We start from the raw sequence: 17,299 nt of genomic DNA, 5'->3' as shown, positions 1-17,299 counted from the left end.
GATATATTTAGAAATATAAAAATATTATATAGAGAGAAATGGATAAGGAGCTGAAACGTTTGTCTTACAATTTGAAAATTTATATGCTTGCTTTAGTCAGCTTTCTCGTCGGTACGTCCGAATTCATCATTGCCGGTATTCTGGATAAAGTATCTGACGATATCGGCGTCTCGGTCGCAGCAGCAGGCCAACTGATTACCGTGTTCTCCCTTGCATACGGGTTCGGGACGCCTTTCCTGATGGCGGCCGCTGCCAAAGTAGACCGCAAAAAACTGATGCTATACGCGCTCTCGGTATTCATCATCGGCAATGTCGCAGCCTACTTGTTCTCTGGCTTCGGCGCCCTCATCGTTTCTCGCGTTATCGTAGCGCTCAGCAGCGGCGTATTCGTTGTCACGGCGCTCACGGTCGCTGCGAAACTCGCACCGGTGGAGAAGCAGGGCAGTGCCATTGCCACGCTCGTTATGGGCTTCAGTACGGCACTGATCGTCGGCGTACCTCTTGGCCGGCTAGTCGCTTCCGCCTATGACTGGAAGGTGGTTTTCGGTGGCATCGGACTGCTTGGACTACTGGCGTTGCTGCTCATCGCCTCCACGATTCCGAAGACGGACGGCGAGCAGCCGGTACCGCTGCGCGACCAACTGAAACTGCTCAAAAATCCGAAAATCGTCGTCGCGCTCAGCATTACGTTCTTCTGGCTAGGCGGCTATTCCATCACCTACACGTATATTTCCCCCTTTCTGCTCGATATTACGGGCATGAGCGAGAAATTCGTCAGCTTCGCGCTGCTCGCGTTTGGCATTGCCAGTCTGATCGGCTCCAAGCTTGGCGGGTTCGGCACCGACCGTTGGGGATTCAAGCGCACACTGGTGACCGGCATGCTGTTCCACGCAACCTGGCTGGTCGTGATTTCGTTCGCAGCCAATTCTCCGGGGCTGATGTTCCCTCTGCTAATGCTCTGGTCCTTCTCCGCCTGGTCGTCCGGTCCGACGCAGCAGTACCATCTAATCTCGCTCGCGCCAGAAGCGACCAGCATCATGCTTAGCCTGAACAGCTCCGTCGTGCAGCTAGCTATGGCTGCCGGTGCGGGCATCGGCGGCGTCGTCGTGGAAGGCTCTTCGCTGACCGCCGTCACCTGGATCGGCGCCGCCGGCGTCGCCGTCGCCGCGCTCATGTCGGCCGCGGCCTTCGGTTACTTCCGCTACGGCGCGGCTTCCCGGGCAGCACACAAAGAGGCTCGCGCAGGGAAGATCAGCTCATAAACATTTCTCTTTTACGTCAACTGGGCAGCGCCTAATGTGCCAGACCCAAGCAAAACGAGAAGAAGCCTGCAGCTCCTGCTTTGACTAGCAGGCTGCAGGCTTCTTTTCGCAAACATGCTTCAGCCCTGGCCGTAGATTCGCGTTTCTCTTCTTCCAGCCAGAAAGAGATTGATTTACTTTGGACATAGAGGAATAATTAAATCATATACAATTTTAATAAGGTGGTGTTTACTAGTCTTTTAAAATTACATTCACACAATCACCCCTTATCGAAATTCTTACTACCACCAAGCTCTACTGCCCGTTACTTCCCTCGGCATTAAGGGATTTTCTCACGTTTACTCGCTCATTCGCAGGATTACATCCCTCTTGTAAAAGGATACAACGGTTTAGTAGTGGTGGTGACACAACCGAACGGCCATGAAGGCATACGCAAATAGAGGATAAGTCTTAATTTCCTCATAATTCCATTTACTGCACGCATTCTCCACAATGCCCCCGGGGGTTCACCCTCCCATATCTCAACGGGTCTATGCCCTTACCTTCCTTCGTTACACCTGTCCAAGGGGTGGAGGCCGATCAAGTTCAACGCGCGGGTCAGTGCCCTTAAGTAACGGGTAATCGGTACTACGTGCTTTCTTTGTAATCCTGCGAATGAAGCAACCTACGTAATATAGATTTACTTTAAGCTGCTACACAATCATGAATGAGTGCTTTGTCAGGAGAAAAAGACTCTCCTCGTTGAGCCAAACCAACCAGAATACGTGCTAATTTACCAACTACTCCAAATCTTTAACTTCTCGATGATTAGCCAGAGCAAATCTGCACAGAAACCCTTCTAACGATTCATCAGGATATTTATCAATTAAATTCGGTAAATTTTTCATTTAATATCCCATCCCTCCTTTATAACAAAACAAGGTCAGACGACAATTCATTGCCGAATGACCTTGTTTTGTATTTTTATTCATTATATTGCATATAAATTCATTCTGTGAATTGTAACTTGTTTTGTCGTTTTTTAATCACTGTTTTCATCTATTAGTACTTAAGTTTTGGCGCATTCTGTACTATATTTTGTCATTGCATAAGGCTATTGTAAGATGAAATGACGCAATGGTGTTCTTCTCCAGCGAACCGGCATTTATGTATGTATCGGAGATACGTTTACTTGTATGGATTCGAACCTAGTTCAGTGAAACTAAAAAGCCGTTATTGAAATACCAATAAGAGGTATTTCAATAACGGTTTTAGCTTAATCGGATGAAATGGCTTAACCAGAAATAATTTATCCCTTGACGAGATACCTGATATCCGGTTCCTGCAACTATGTGCATCATATCTTACGTAGAGAGCTACTAGGTTCTAAGTTTGCTTGTTTCTTTTTATATCTCATTTTTCGAAGAATCTTTTCGTGGATTTTTGATCTGGTAAAAACTTTTAAAACAAACGTAAATATAAGCTTTTTCAATACTAAAATAAAGATATAACTTTCATTGAATTGATAATTCTTCCAAACATCCTCGAGGGAGGAGTCTTTTAAAAGAATTCACACAAAGATTTGACAGTCAGTGAACGTTGAGTAAATAACATATCTAATTCTAAGTGACTTCCTTTTCAAGATACACAAAACTTTCTATTGCTTGAGTTAACTGTTGTTTATCGAAATACAATTTATTTAGCCCCAGTTTCCCCGGTTTTATATACACTTGTATTGCAGATTTAAATAAAAACTTGTAGTAGTCAATTAAAGTTCCTTTGGTTACTCTATTGAAATACTTTTGCGATTGATATAACAATATTAAAGAAAGCTCATTATTAAATACTTTACTTCTATGAATAATTAACTCCTCTAGCATTACTATAAAGTCTTTTTTAATATAGTAACTATGCCCTCGTTTTACTCTATTCTCTCTTGTTATCTTTAATACAGATCTGATTGAAATTTGTAATATTTCCGCAGCATCAGAAATATTTATATATCCTTGTTTCATAGCAATATCTGCTTCTAATTTATCTTTATTAAATCTAGGATTTTGCTGAATATAGTAATCTAAAGACTGCTTATCAATTAATATAATATTTTTAGATGGTTTGCAGATAATTTCACCTGCAATTAATCCACTACTAATTAGTAACTCGAAATCTATTGAACTCTTTTTCATTCCAAGCAATTGACTTGCTTGAGACTCAGTGATATATCCGTTGCTTACATTTGCTTTAAAATCTCTTAGTTCTGCTCTCCCATCCCAGATGTATTGTAGATAATTCTGATATTCATCTGTTATGAATCTAAAGCTAGGAATTTGACTTAGTTTCTTTATTTCATAATGAAATCGTCCAAAATCTTTTTTTATACCGTTTAACAACTGATCTTTCTTAGGTATTTCCCTGAATTCGTTCAAAAAATTATAAAATGATTGCGGCCAATTAGTAAAAATACCGAATGCTTCATTTACAACTTTATCGTTATAATGAACATCACTAGATTCAGTAAATGCAATTCTTCTATTATAAAAACCATGTGAAATTTTTATTGATAAAAATATTATTAAGAATAATATTAAATCAATCTCTAACTTCTCAAATTCTTCTGCAATTATATAAGTGATCCTATTACCCATACCAGATTTTTTTATTTTACTAGAGATTAGTTGTGCTAAATGAGAATTATCACACCCTACAATTAAATTACCCGATATTAAGTATCCACACTTGCATAATCCTCTTAATATATCTTGGTTTGTTAAATGTCTGTTACACTGGATACATCTGCACATTAATAAACAATTATGAATATGACATCTTGTATAAATATTTATATCCCAAATTTCCCTATAATAGATACTCTCTTTTAAACACAATGGACAAAACTGTTTTTTTATATTTCTAATTACAAATTGATCAATTGTATTTTGAATCACTGAGTTGGAATTTTTAATATTCAACGATAAGCTATCAAAAACAATTTGATCAATTCCAGTGATTCCCGAGAGAATTGATGTATCAATCTTTTCATTTCCAAGTTGAAATCCATGTGTACGTATTTTATTAATATCAATTCCTAGTAAGTCGTATACAATGGAAACATCATCGTAATAGTTTGCATAAGCTAATCGATAAATATAGCTTACTAAACTTTCATCATCACGAGGACTAGGACGAATTGGTAATCTTTTGGGATTGTTATTCAATACTTTTTTTTCAAATTCAATCTTCCTTACTATTATTTGGGCATAACAGAATTCAATATTCCCATTCAGACAAAATTATATACATATAAGTCAAAAGTCATCGATACTCACAAATGAACGGATGATCTATAGTTTAAGATTACATATAAATTGCTTAAATTAATTCTCAAACTTCACCCGTATTATCGAATTTTTTGAGGATGTGAACAACAAGCAACGTAAAAACACTGCCAATTACGGCAGTGTTTTATACTAATATGATATGTTTTTCCTATTTTAGTCACTATAATAATGAATGGAGGCCGCGTATACTCCAATCTCCATATCCTCCCATATGTTCACGGCCAAGTTTAGAATCTAACTAACTATATATTAACTATAACCGTTCCAATCTTTTTCCAGGTAAGAAGATTGTGGATGAGAGAAAAGTCATACCAGGAAACATCTGAAAGGTGGATCAGATCATATAATACGTATCCCCAACACGTATTATTTCAGGGCCACTATAGTCTGAACTCAGGATGGGATTTACATACTTTCCTTCCCCTAATCACCTTACGCCCCGGCTTTCATTCTTGTGCTCCCCGTCACTTCATCTACCTTACCACAAGTACAAATCATTTCCTTTTAACTTGAATATTGCCTCCAGCAAATAATAATCCCCGTAAATAATAGCGCTATGATGGTTATTACGATGATAGGCTTCAGAGCCGTTTAACAAGATACAATCGGAGTCTGTTGTCCAGTCACAGCGGTTTTCATCTAACACTTTCAACAATTTCAATGCAGCATTTAAATAGAGATCACTTTCACATGAATCAACAGCCTTCGCAATCTCAATCAATCCGCAAGCGGCAATTGCTGCAGCTGTTGAATCTTCATAAGCCGGCTCCTTGGGCTGTCTGAAATCAACAGGGATAATTCCGTTCTCAGGTGTATTTGCTATAAAATAATGCGCGATTCGCTTCGCTGTATGCAGATAGTCTTCTTTTTGCGTATGCTTATAACTCATCATAAATCCATAAAGCGCCCAAGTCTGGCCTCTTGTCCATGACGAGCCATCTTCATATCCCTGTCCGCCGTGAGTTCTTACCACACCACCAATAAAAGGATCAAATTCAACGATGTGATTGACGGAACCATCCGGTCTGACAAAGGCTGTCATAGCTGTATCCGCATGTTTCATTGCGATTTGCATAAAGCGAGGATCACCACTTTCCTCCGTTGCCCAATACAAGAGTGGAATATTGAACATGCAATCCACTATAGCCCAACCACGCGTATCTACTCCCTTAATGTCATTCCATGCACGAATAAAGCCGCCTGCTAAATTAAAACGACCAGCAAGTAAATTGGCGGCATGCATGGCTCTTTTCCTAGATTCAGGGTTACCTGTAACTTTATAATTAGCCACGGCGGTAGGTAACCACATAAACCCTACATCGTGATGCAGCCCTTCGAAATCCTGGAAGCATTTATCGAGCTTCTCTTCTGAAATTCGTGCAATATCTTGGTACTTTTCATTGCCGGTTTCATGATACATTAACCACATCATCCCGCCCCAGAAACCATTCGTCCACCAATTAATACCGTTATCTATCGTCCCTGAAGGGTTATCTACTGAACGATCATCATGTGTTCCATTTATCGTTGTATAAGGAATTTTATGCTTCGATTTCTCGCTTACCCAGTTCATCTTTGATGAAATTTTATCGATAACCGAGTTTAACCATTGTTGATCATTTACGTTTAGCATGTTTTTACTCCTCTTGATAGGATGATTTTGGTGATGACCATACGATTATCTTATCCTCCACAGTAATGCGCAGTGTAAGTCCGTCTTCACTTGATACTTGGAGCCTTCGAGCTTCTCTGTTCTTGGGATAGAGCAGCGTTAGAAAACCATCCTTAGCATCGGCGGTCGCTCTAATGTAATCCATCATGCAGACATCTGATTCATGTTCATTCTCGCAAATTGGCGTAGATCGTCCTTTTTCCAGCCAGACATCCTTCACTTTTGAGATGAAAACTGTCTCTAAATCAACACCATATACGCCCTTCGAGTAGACCCGCTTTTCTTCTATTACGGAATGATGGGAAACAACTGGTAAGCTAAATAATACTTGGCCATCGTAGTCTACAACAGTATCGCGAATCACATAGAGATCTGACTCTTTCCAATACCATACTTGGCGAATGTGCTTGCCAGTACCTTCAGGATTCATAATCTCAATCGTAATGGTTTCCAAATTAGTGCCAATTTCGCATTCTAAAACTCTACTTGTTTTAGGAACATCAACCCAACCACGCTCCAAGCTGTACGTTCCTGCTGAAAGGTTGATATATCCGTTCCCTTGTTTCTGAATAGCACTTTGTTTCGTAGCGAATTGCAAGCAAGCGTGAGAATACGAACTAAGGTGCCAATTTGTACTGGAGTTGAAATAACCCTGGATGCCCGAATCCATGACGATAGGCACTGAATTTTTATAAATAATGAAAGAACCTTGATCCAAATGACCATGACCGATCGGCGCGGGGCTGGACATGATTGCAAAATAGCTTTGATGAGACTCTCCAAAACCTTTTCTGAAAATCGTGATGCCAGCATCTCTATAATCTTGCGTTGAAGTCAGGCTAAGTGGAGAGGATGGCTTATATGACGTGCCTTTACCCAGCAGATTTTCAAAAGCAATAGCTTCCCCCCAGTAATGTTTGTAAGGCTTGCCTGCCAACTGCCATGTATGATGCATGTTGCTTGCTAATGTCTGATTGATTTTCGCAATATCCGTCATATACGTGCCAAAAACACTGAATTCCGAACCTCCACCCAAGGCATGGTCACCAAACGGAGGGGTTCCAATCCGTCCCTCAAAAAAGGTATACCCCGGAGTCTGCATTTCTAGACTGAAACCAAACATGCCTGCTAGCGGTGTAGTTGCAAACCAGTTGTCCCCAGTCACATTTTCCAATACCTTGGCATAGCCGCTAAATCGTTCCAGTGCTGCATGATGGTATCGGATGGATTCTGGCCAAGAGTGGTCGGAATTCACATTCCATTCCAATTGAGATCGGAGCACCATATTCGCGTTATACAACCATGCTTTTCGATTGGGGAAATCATCCAATACTAACATCATATATGCAGCTCCCGCGCACATGTCTGTTTGCCAATTACTACAAGAACGCTGTGCTTCTTCCGGTGTGAGTTCGGTTCTGTCACGTAAATCCAACATGTATCGCATGAGGTACTCAACCATCGCGTAAAATTTGGCTTTCTCCTCTTCGGTGAACACCCCAGCATTTTTAATCATTGAATACGTTACTGCAGTGGAACACAGTACTCTTCCGCCTTGCACAGCCCCGAAGCTATCACTGCCATCTGGACGTAATTGTTTAATCAGCCAGTGCTCCGCACCCTGACAGAAATCATGCAGGGTATACAGAATCTCCTTTTTGGCTTTCAGGGCATAGACCATCTCCTTAGTAAAAGCATATTGAATGGCGTCACACTGCATAGTCAAAAGAAAGCATGAATTTGGTAAAGACGATTTCCGGTTAAAATCATACTCAAACGTATCGAGTTCACAACCATCGACATCTTTAAATACTAGAATTAACTTCAAACCTTGTTTAAACTTCCCTTCAATCTTAGCGGCAAAAGAGATCGTGTACCTACTACCACTTACGATAATAATGTCACTATCATACTGCCAAGACCCTTCATCACTGCTGGTAGGATTACCAATGTACAGGGAATGATGCTTGAGACCATGATCCTTACCTTCAATTGACTGCTTAGAGTAAATACGGTCCCCTCCACCGCAATATGGATACTCTCCCTCCCATTTCATGTGGGGTTTTCCACTACGTGCAATTGGTGACCAATGGTCTGGTGATCCAACCCCTTCGTCAAAGCTGCTATTTATAATCACGGGGTTATTTCCACTCGCCGATTCAAGCTTAAGATCATCAATCCATACATGTCCAAAACCATCCTGCTCATTCTCCACGGCTGGAAGAACAAAGGCGAGTGATGCTGTAACTGCTTGATCTGGAGCTATGAAATTAATGATTTTATCTGTGTTACTCCAAAGATAGAACTCCTTATTAATTTCGTTGTAATCCCATTCTTCCGCCATTAGTTGAGAAGTCTTCTCTATATATGGCAAACTATATCGATCCGCAATTGAAACGATCTCGTTATACTGTTGCTTCACTAGAGGATCATTTTTCGTGTTATCTATAATCCCTTCCAAACCTTCTTGAGTTACATATAAAGTAGCGGAGGGATCCACATCCGTCCTTAGCACTCTCGAGAAACGGAAACTTCTTAAAGCATTGAACCCTGCTACAATTGCCAGAGCGAGTTCTTCATCACTGCCGATAGACCTTGTAATCGCCTTCTTTATCTGTTCAATAGCGTACGTTACTTCTTTACAGGCAGCTGCCGAGTAATTACCAATCTCAGTCCCGATAACGGCAGTGCTCAGTATTTCCTCCGTTTTACCTATCAGTAAATCTGATTTCGTCAGAAGACTTGCTCGACCACCAATCATCATATCTTGCTTCTCAAACCACGCTAATGCTGGCTCCAAGCCATAGTACGTATACTCATTTTCATCGTCTTTGTAGCTCGGCGTCATCGTAAAACGTCTCGTCGCAAAGTGAACTGCTTCATCTTCTCTAGGCGAATAGAATCTGCGGCTTCTCACAAAAGGAAGTTGGTACGTGTCCTCTAACGTCATGCAAGCGTTTTGAATCATATCGTGAATCGCCAATTTGGCCCCTTCTGTGAAGAAGCGACCTCTCGTTTTAATTAAGTATTCAGCTCGGTTGATTAAGTTCTGCAGCTTTTCTTTATGTCCCGGATCTTTCGTCATCTGTTATTACCTCATTATCATTTTTCAATGCTCATTCCTAACTATAGTCACGAATTGATAGATGATGAAGGCAATATCCTATCGACTTACAGGCGAAATCCCACTTTATTTATAAGGACGAGAAAAAACTCCCCTCCTGAAGTTAATACTCATAGGTAGTCTTAACTAATAAACTTCAATTTCGCTTGTTCTAAAATAAGTTTTTGATATAACAAAATGTATCGGTCTAACAACTGACTTACTGAAATTACTTTTTCATGTGTAAGACTTCCGTTTATTAAAGCTTGATTTATCATTTCAAAACGTAACGATTCAATTTTTTCTTGAAGAATAGATTGCATAATATCATTCTCCATTCTATTTTCGATTCTCATTCTCTAACTATAATCATGAAGAACGAGGTGTTAAAGGCAACATCCTATCGACATACAGGTTAATTCCTACTTTGTTAAATTATTATACAAACACATAATTTAAAGGAATATGCTCGTTCTACCGTTTATTAAATTGTTTAAGAGCTAAGCGCGCTCGCTTAGCCCTTTTCATTTAATTATTGTTTGTAGCTGGTCCACCAACTAGTAAACTACTTACTACTTCGCAAGCAATAGTTTGCGTTTATTGAATCAACTTAGCAACAAAAACAAGATCCGCAATATCAATGATATTATCACCGTCTACATCAAACTTTTTAACATCATTCCAGGTCTGACTTATCGATGTAATTCCATATTGAAGTGCCATTAAAGCTAAATCTCCGATGTCAACTTTACCATTGCTATTGAAGTCACCTAGCATTCCAATCGTAATTAGCTTACTGTGGAACTCATTTAATGCAAGGTTTAATGAATTTGCCGCTGCATCGACTTCAAGCTGTGACGCCAAGCTGTTCGAATTAACACTATTGGCTGCTTGAATGGCAGAATTCAATGTAAGCATGGCACCAGTTTGATATTGACCAATTTGATTTCCTTCTACTGCATGAATATATTCGTTATTTGCGTTTTGAATCGCACTAGCGAGTGCAACTCTATTCACAAAAATAACAGCCAATTGCTGGCTAGATGCTTCAGCCGTCATCAATGCTCCGCTTCCATCAGAGAGAAGCACTTGCGTCAAATTGATTGGTGCAGCTGTAGTCGAAGGTACTTGTTTTGCAATCCAATTCAACTGAATAATATCGGAATTTACGGAAATTGCCCCTGCAGCAGAAGTACTGACAGCTAAAATCCGTATCTTCCCGGGGATATCATTGTTTGCACTTACAAGCGTAAATCCGCTCTTTAAAGATTGAGCTGATTCAAATTGTAATGCGTCTGAATTATAGGTAATTTTAAGATCTACCCCATACACAGCGTTACTAACATTGCTAAAACCGATTGAGGAATGAAATGCCTCCGTTCCTACCACAGAGCTTGGTGCTGTTATAACAGCTGAAACAGTTGAGCTTGTGACTGGGGACTGTCCATTAATAACAATAAATGCACTTCCTTGAGTGCCAGAGCCATCCTGAACTGTTGCGGTAACTTTAACAACGCCATTCTTCAAAGCTGTAAGTAACCCATTAAGCTGTATCGTTGCCTTATCTGTTGCTGCAACACCACCAACGTCATATACGGCCCAGCTGACGGTAGGATATGTTGTACCTGAAGGTAGAATAAATGCATTCAGTTGAAGTGTACCGCCAACGGTCGAAATAGCTGTAGAACCCCCTGCTCCTGTTACTGAAAGTGAAGTAGCCGCAACATATGGTGTTGCATCGACTTTGGCAGAGCTAATACTCTCACCTTGAGTATTCGATGCTGTAACTACATAATAGTATGTTTCAGTATTTGTAAGGTTTGTGTCCGTGAAGCTAGTTCCCTCAATATTTGTCTGTACTGCACTGAAAGATCCGTCAAAAGACAAGCTTCTATTTACCGTATAATAAACGGCATTTGTAACCCCCTGCCAATTAAGTTGGACCTGAGCGTTACCTGCAACTGCCTGAATACCATCTGGAGCGGCAGGCTTCAGCTTCTTGAAGAACTCCAACTCCGCAACATTAGCATTGCCTTTCGGAGTATAAAATCGAATATAACGATAAGACGCGCTGTTGCTTATCGGAGCAAAATACCATTTAGCAGCAGTGATGTTATTAATCGTATACAAATCAACGAAAGTTGTTCCATCATTCGAACCTTGAATGACAGCAGCGTTTATTCTGCTAATATTGGAACTTCTTGGGTAGAACCTCATCGCACCTACAACTTGTTCGTTTCCTGCACCCAAATCAATCACTATCCAACTCGGATTAGTTGTTGTATCTGTTGCAGTCGTTGTATTACCGTCGAAAGCGAGCCAACCATTTGATTCTGGAGTTCCAGTAGTAGGCCAAGTAAGTGTCGATGCCTTAACCATCGAAGGAGTAATGACAATCTTTGAAAGCGTGGTTACGGTTACTGCATCACTTGAAGTGGTTTCCCCAAACACTCCGCCAGCCGTTACCTTGTATTTATAAGTAGTATTTGGGCTCATGCTCGTATCGGAATATGTTGTCGCATTGGAATCCGCTACTTTAACGTAGCTGCCAATAGACATATCCATTCGATAAATGGCATAATAGCTTGCTCCCTTGACTGGAGACCATTGCAGATCCGTACTCGTCGCACCTGTTACGTTTACCGTTAAGCCCACAGGCGCATGATTTTCCTGCTGTGAATAGATAATCAGTTTGACTTCTTTATCAACATAGTTTCCAGTATCATCCTGCGCATAAATATGAAACGAATATTCTCCCTGTGCAAGTGCAGCGGGTTTTATGGTAAGTGTTCCTCCGCCTTTTCCCATTAAATTGTTTTCCATAAAATCTTTCTGGTCGGCAGATACCATGACATTAACCGAATCCGGATCTTGGATTGCAACTTGCAAATCAAAATTGCTGCCATGTTCATAAGTCATAATTGACTGTATCTCGTCGCCCTTAGCCGTTAACAGCTTAATGGTCGGAGGAACCTGTACGGGATCAAGCTCCAATTTATCTAACAGTAATTCAGTATTTGGAATTGCTGAACTCATTGAAATAAAAACACTTTTAAGGTTTGTCGGATAGTCGTCAGGATTTACATATTTGCTCGAGATGTTTGTACTTACTTTAATCCACTGCCCCTTCGTATCTGGAATCCGAATTGTCGCAAATGGCACCGTAGTACGATCTCTTTGTAAATTAAGGTTAGCCTCTCCATTCGATTTTACCGTGAAAGAAACGATGTTATCCTTCGTTCTATCAGCTTGCAGAACGGCCTGACTTAAGTAAAAAATACTGCCGTTGGTAGCTTTTACATACTTGATTGATCCGTCAACTCCACTTTCAAAGCTACCGGAAATAGAAACTGCTTGGTCTTCAATTTGCAATGCATTGCTTGTTGTCGTTGATGAACCTAGCAAACGATTACGCTCAATATTTCTGAACGTCTTCAAAACGATTGGTGACGAACCTTCATATCTAATGGAAATATCATGAATTCCGGTAATTTTGGCAATATCAGCAGTAATAATTTCTGAAATAAATTTAATCATTGATCCACTTGTATTCGTCAAGTTGTAAGTAGTCACTAACACCCCATCGCTATATACCAACAATTTCCCGTTTGAGTCCGTTGTTTTGGCATTAAATTCTGCGCTATTGATACCGCTGTCAAAATCCATTTTACTAAACGAGATGGATCCACCATTTTCTAATTGAACACCATCCGAAACAAGTGTCGCTGGTCCGGAAAGTACCGCATTCGAAACATTGTTTTCAACACCTGCGTAGGAATTGGAGAGTGCAAACCAATCAAATGCAATTTGATAAGAAAGCCAGTTGTCACTACCATAGTATTTAAATGCTAGTAAATGCTTTCCAGTTATCGGTCTGCTAAGCTTACCGGATACGGTTGCGTAATTTGTCCACCATGCGGTATTAGGAACTTGCAGCGTTGCCAATACTTCACCTTGAGACAAATTGTCTAAAGTGACATTGGAACGATCAATTCCTGCTACATTGTCCAGTAGAATTACATCAACCTTCGTACCTACACTAGAATTACTTGCCGCTCTAATAGTAATATTATCGAAACTGTTTTCCTTAATGTCCAAGTCGTACCATGTAAATTGATTGGCGTATCGAACATCATATAGTACGGAACGTAATCCATCTTGATCTTGGAACGTATTTGTACTAGTCGTGGCACTCCTACCCAGGAAATCATAAGCTTGCATTCGACTATAAGCCAACTTTAATTCTGCATAAGTAGGCTGACTCAAGGGCTTTGGTGGACCAACGATTTTCCCCGTTGACAGATCTTCTGTTCCTTGCAGCAATACATAGGATGGAAAAGTTGCCAATCCTCCCAAACGATCAACCGATTGACTAAGATATTTTATTCGTTCATCACTTGGATTTAAGCGAGCACTATTCAGATGTGTATAATATCCATATATGAGCTCGGAAGCGGCCCCTAATCCTCGTCCATTATCTGTAATTGTATCTGCATAGTTACCAGTTGGTGCAGGATCACCAATAATTGCATTACTGATATTAACAGGTGTATAAGGGATTTCGTAACCTAAATTATATTTTGAAAAAAGATTAGCACCCGTCAGTAGGCGATCATCCAAAAATTCAAATAGTCCTACCCCGTTCGAAGCACTTGTTAACTCACCAAACGTTGCAGAAACTGGATCAGGATTCACCTTAGTTCCCTGGAGTTCAGTTAAATACGCTATCTTTGAAAGAGCTCCTAGGTTTCCAGAAGCATGCCCCATATCCCTAAACATTTCAACTAATTGTACATGGGGGGCTACAGGTGTCCCAGTTCTCTCATTTTGTGTTACATAGCGAATTTGATGAAAAATATCACCAGACTGCCCTTTATAGGTAGCCGTTTTGTTTACAGTAGCCCATTCTACCGCCTCTTGATACCAAGGCATATTGTCAGAAAAGATAGCTGCCATCATATAGGCAAGCGTTACAATGCCATGTTGATTCATCCATCTTCCGTTACTATGATAAAAACTACCGTCATAGAAAGCCATAAGAAAATTGTTGGTAAAATTGGATGTGTCTTGATCCGTCCATCCCCATTCTCCCACGCATTCGGTATACCGTAATAATTCCGCAGCTCTTACCATGTCGGACATGGCATCACCGATACTAATATGAGAATCCGTAAAACCAACTGGATTAGTAGGATCAATCCGGGACCACAGACGTATTATTTCCATTGCCTTCGCACGGTATCTAATATCTCCTGTCGCCGTCCAAATCACTGCATCTGCGATGGCAGCTGCTGCATCAACTTTAGCCTCTTTTGCTTTTGCATCATTATCAACCTTCGTGTATGCAGGCTTCGAGGGATCCAGCTTGCTTTTGTTGCGAATATCATAATCCAGCGATCCACTAGGGCTGTTTCGAAAACTTTCAAATGCGCTAACCCAAGGTTCTTCACCTATTGCTATCTTCTGCTGCATTAATCTCAAGGAATCGCTGCTAAAGCCGATAGAAGGATGAACGAAGCCTGCTGCGCTTACCGTATCGTTGATCACTGGTTGTTCAAAAATTGCAGAACTATTGTTTGTTTGCGTTGACGAACCAGAAGTAGAAGTGTCGGCAGCCTTCGCTGGCAAAGAAAGTACGGATAAAAATATGTTGGCAATTAAGAATAATGAACAAAATTTTAGCAGCTTGCTTTTACTTATCATTGCATGACCTCCAAATTAAGTTTCATAATTACCTTACTAGACTTGATTTTCTAAAGTGTACTTATTTAGCGCTTAATTTAAAGCGCTTACAGCATTGACATCATTCTCCTTTCTTAATTGAATCCGTTACCACATGAATACTACGCAGATTAAACTTGCATTTAAACCTGAAATCCTACTAAAAGTACATGGAATTTCCACTATTTTGAAAATAAAGTGTAATTTTCAACTAATTTGTATACACACGATACAGTAATACAGCAGCTTCTGCTCTAGTCGTTTCCGCTCTTGGATTAAGATGCGTCCCATCCCCTTGTACAATTCCACTTTTCACCAAATCTGCAATAGCGTTGAGCGCATAAGGTGTGATTTCCTTCATATCGTCAAATTTGCTTAAATCTGAATCCAAGGCTGAGCTGAGTTGCCCTTTCAATATTAATGCTCGTGATAAGAGAGTCATTAAATCCTGCCTAATAATGGGTTGATCTGGTTGCAGAGCCCCCATATCATCCCCCTCTGCTATACCGATCGTTTTGGCAACCCCAGCAGCTTCAGCATAGTACGCGTTCGTAGGAATATCATTAAAGTTACTTTTAACATCAGCTGTTAGTCCTAACGTTTTAGTGAGAAGTAATATGAAGTCCCCTCGACTAATTGATCCGTCCGGTTCAAATCTTGAATCCGAGATCCCTTCAATAATACCTTTCGATGCCATGACTTCTATTTGTTGCCGAGCCCAACTATACCCAACTAAATCTTCAAAACTAATTCTTTCATAACCAACTGTATAATAACTAAAATGAGTCGTATTGAAGGTCATCATCCCAGTAGCAAGATCATACTTGCCCGAAGGAATCTTAATTATTTTACCCTCGCCGTCAACATACCAAATTGCGATATGCTCAGGATTCTTCATTTCATCACGAGTTGGTGAGTATTTAAAAGCTATGTTAACCACAACTTCATTATTTTTCCAATTCAGGCGTTTACCATCTAGCAAAATATTAAATTCAATTACTGGTCGATTCCCAATTTCCTTTTGAACAGATTCATTAAAAACAGTATGGTCAACAGCAGACACGACAAGCTCAACTTGTGCAGCATTTCCTATATCTTGCGATTTCAGCATATTATCTGGAATCGTTATGGCTGCAAGCGGTGTCTGAATTATGAGTTGTTTCTTACCTTGACCCAATTGAAATAACGAAGATGGCATTGAAAGCTCATATGAATTTGCACTCGAGACATATGCCGCATTAATTTCTGCTTGAATCACGCCATGTTCATTTGTCTTCCCTTTCTTGAACATATCTATTAAAGCTGATTCTTTAATTTCGAACTTTGCTACTCCGTTAATCAGTGTAGGCGCCAGATTTACAGTTTCTTTATCTGTACTGAATTCACTAGATGATGGCGTTGTACCAGGAGTTGTGGAATTCCCAGGTGGTTGGTTCTGTGATGAACCCTCGTTAAGCATCAATGTTGTCGTAATATTTGGAGTACTTTTAATTTTTGTCGACGTCTCTGCTTTAACCACCGTAAGTGATGTCCAAGTTACAGCAGTACTTCCTGTGGCATTGCTTTTTACTTTGAATTTGAATGTTGCCAGCTTTATCTTCCCTGTCAGCCCCGGATTCTGACCTGTTCTAGAGTAGGCAAAAATGACTTCATTGCCAGTTGCTCCTTGATCCACTGTAAACCCATCGGCTATCTCTACCTTTCCACTCAAATATTCTAGCTTTGTAGCGTCAAAAGAAGCCTTGATTTCAAATCCGTACATATCAATAACTTCAGCTGTAGCAGTCAACGTAACACTTCCATCAGATTCGATATGACTTGCATTGAAAGTCATTTCTTCGGTGGCAAAAACATGAATGTCGTGACTGAATATTAGTGTAAGTAAAAGTGCCATACATATTGAACGCAGTTTCTTGAATTTCATTGATGAATACGCCTCCTTTTTTAATGAATTCTATCTGAATGTCAAGGATTGGAAAACATGAATTCCTACTTAAACAACGGGAATTTCAACTTTCTCAATAGAAAACAGTACAGAAACCATCTCTACCACTCTGAATAGAGTAGGGTAAGACGAGGGATTACTCCCTCGGACTCCCCGTCAAACCGTGCATGCGGATTTCCCGCACACGGCTTTCCTTCGTCAGTTCCCCATCTTCAGCCGTCAAACCGTGCATGCGGATTTCCCGCACACGGCTTTCCTTCGTCAGTTCCCCATCTTCAG

8 protein-coding genes are annotated in these 17,299 nt (G+C 40.4%); 1 reads left to right on the top strand and 7 read right to left on the bottom strand.

Annotated features, from left to right (window positions below; translation table 11 throughout):
• The first annotated feature begins 59 nt into the window (after positions 1 to 59).
• On the top strand, positions 60 to 1,262 hold the full coding sequence (locus ASG89_RS04785; protein WP_057309241.1) for an MFS transporter: 1,203 nt from the start codon (positions 60 to 62) through the stop codon (positions 1,260 to 1,262).
• Between the two features lie 779 nt (positions 1,263 to 2,041).
• Here ASG89_RS04785 and ASG89_RS37460 read toward each other — a convergent pair.
• From ASG89_RS37460 to ASG89_RS04755, 7 genes are all read right to left on the bottom strand, one after another.
• Positions 2,042 to 2,149, bottom strand: coding sequence for a TniQ family protein (locus ASG89_RS37460; RefSeq protein WP_235549602.1), 108 nt, complete (start codon positions 2,147 to 2,149; stop codon positions 2,042 to 2,044).
• 714 nt (positions 2,150 to 2,863) lie between these two features.
• On the bottom strand, positions 2,864 to 4,456 hold the full coding sequence (locus ASG89_RS04780) for a TniQ family protein (RefSeq protein WP_057309240.1): 1,593 nt from the start codon (positions 4,454 to 4,456) through the stop codon (positions 2,864 to 2,866).
• A 601-nt stretch (positions 4,457 to 5,057) separates the two neighbouring features.
• The gene (locus ASG89_RS04775; protein WP_057309238.1) at positions 5,058 to 6,212 is read right to left on the bottom strand and encodes a glycoside hydrolase family 88 protein; all 1,155 of its coding nucleotides are present in this window, start codon (positions 6,210 to 6,212) and stop codon (positions 5,058 to 5,060) included.
• Between the two features lie 4 nt (positions 6,213 to 6,216).
• The gene (locus ASG89_RS04770) at positions 6,217 to 9,336 is read right to left on the bottom strand and encodes a heparinase II/III domain-containing protein (protein WP_057309236.1); all 3,120 of its coding nucleotides are present in this window, start codon (positions 9,334 to 9,336) and stop codon (positions 6,217 to 6,219) included.
• A gap of 161 nt (positions 9,337 to 9,497) precedes the next feature.
• Positions 9,498 to 9,692 (bottom strand): aspartyl-phosphate phosphatase Spo0E family protein, encoded by a 195-nt coding sequence (locus ASG89_RS04765; RefSeq protein WP_235549601.1) that lies wholly within the window; start codon positions 9,690 to 9,692, stop codon positions 9,498 to 9,500.
• 259 nt (positions 9,693 to 9,951) lie between these two features.
• Positions 9,952 to 15,057 carry a discoidin domain-containing protein gene (locus tag ASG89_RS04760; RefSeq protein WP_057309233.1) on the bottom strand — a complete coding sequence of 1,702 codons (5,106 nt, stop codon included), beginning with the start codon at positions 15,055 to 15,057 and terminating at the stop codon, positions 9,952 to 9,954.
• Positions 15,058 to 15,286: 229 nt separating this feature from the next.
• Positions 15,287 to 16,999: an S-layer homology domain-containing protein gene (locus ASG89_RS04755; RefSeq protein ID WP_057309231.1), complete on the bottom strand. Its 1,713-nt coding sequence runs from the start codon at positions 16,997 to 16,999 to the stop codon at positions 15,287 to 15,289.
• Positions 17,000 to 17,299 lie beyond the last annotated feature (300 nt).

Source organism: Paenibacillus sp. Soil766 (assembly GCF_001428105.1).
GTDB lineage: Bacteria > Bacillota > Bacilli > Paenibacillales > NBRC-103111 > Paenibacillus_E.
This window is presented reverse-complemented; position numbering and strand designations above follow the sequence as displayed.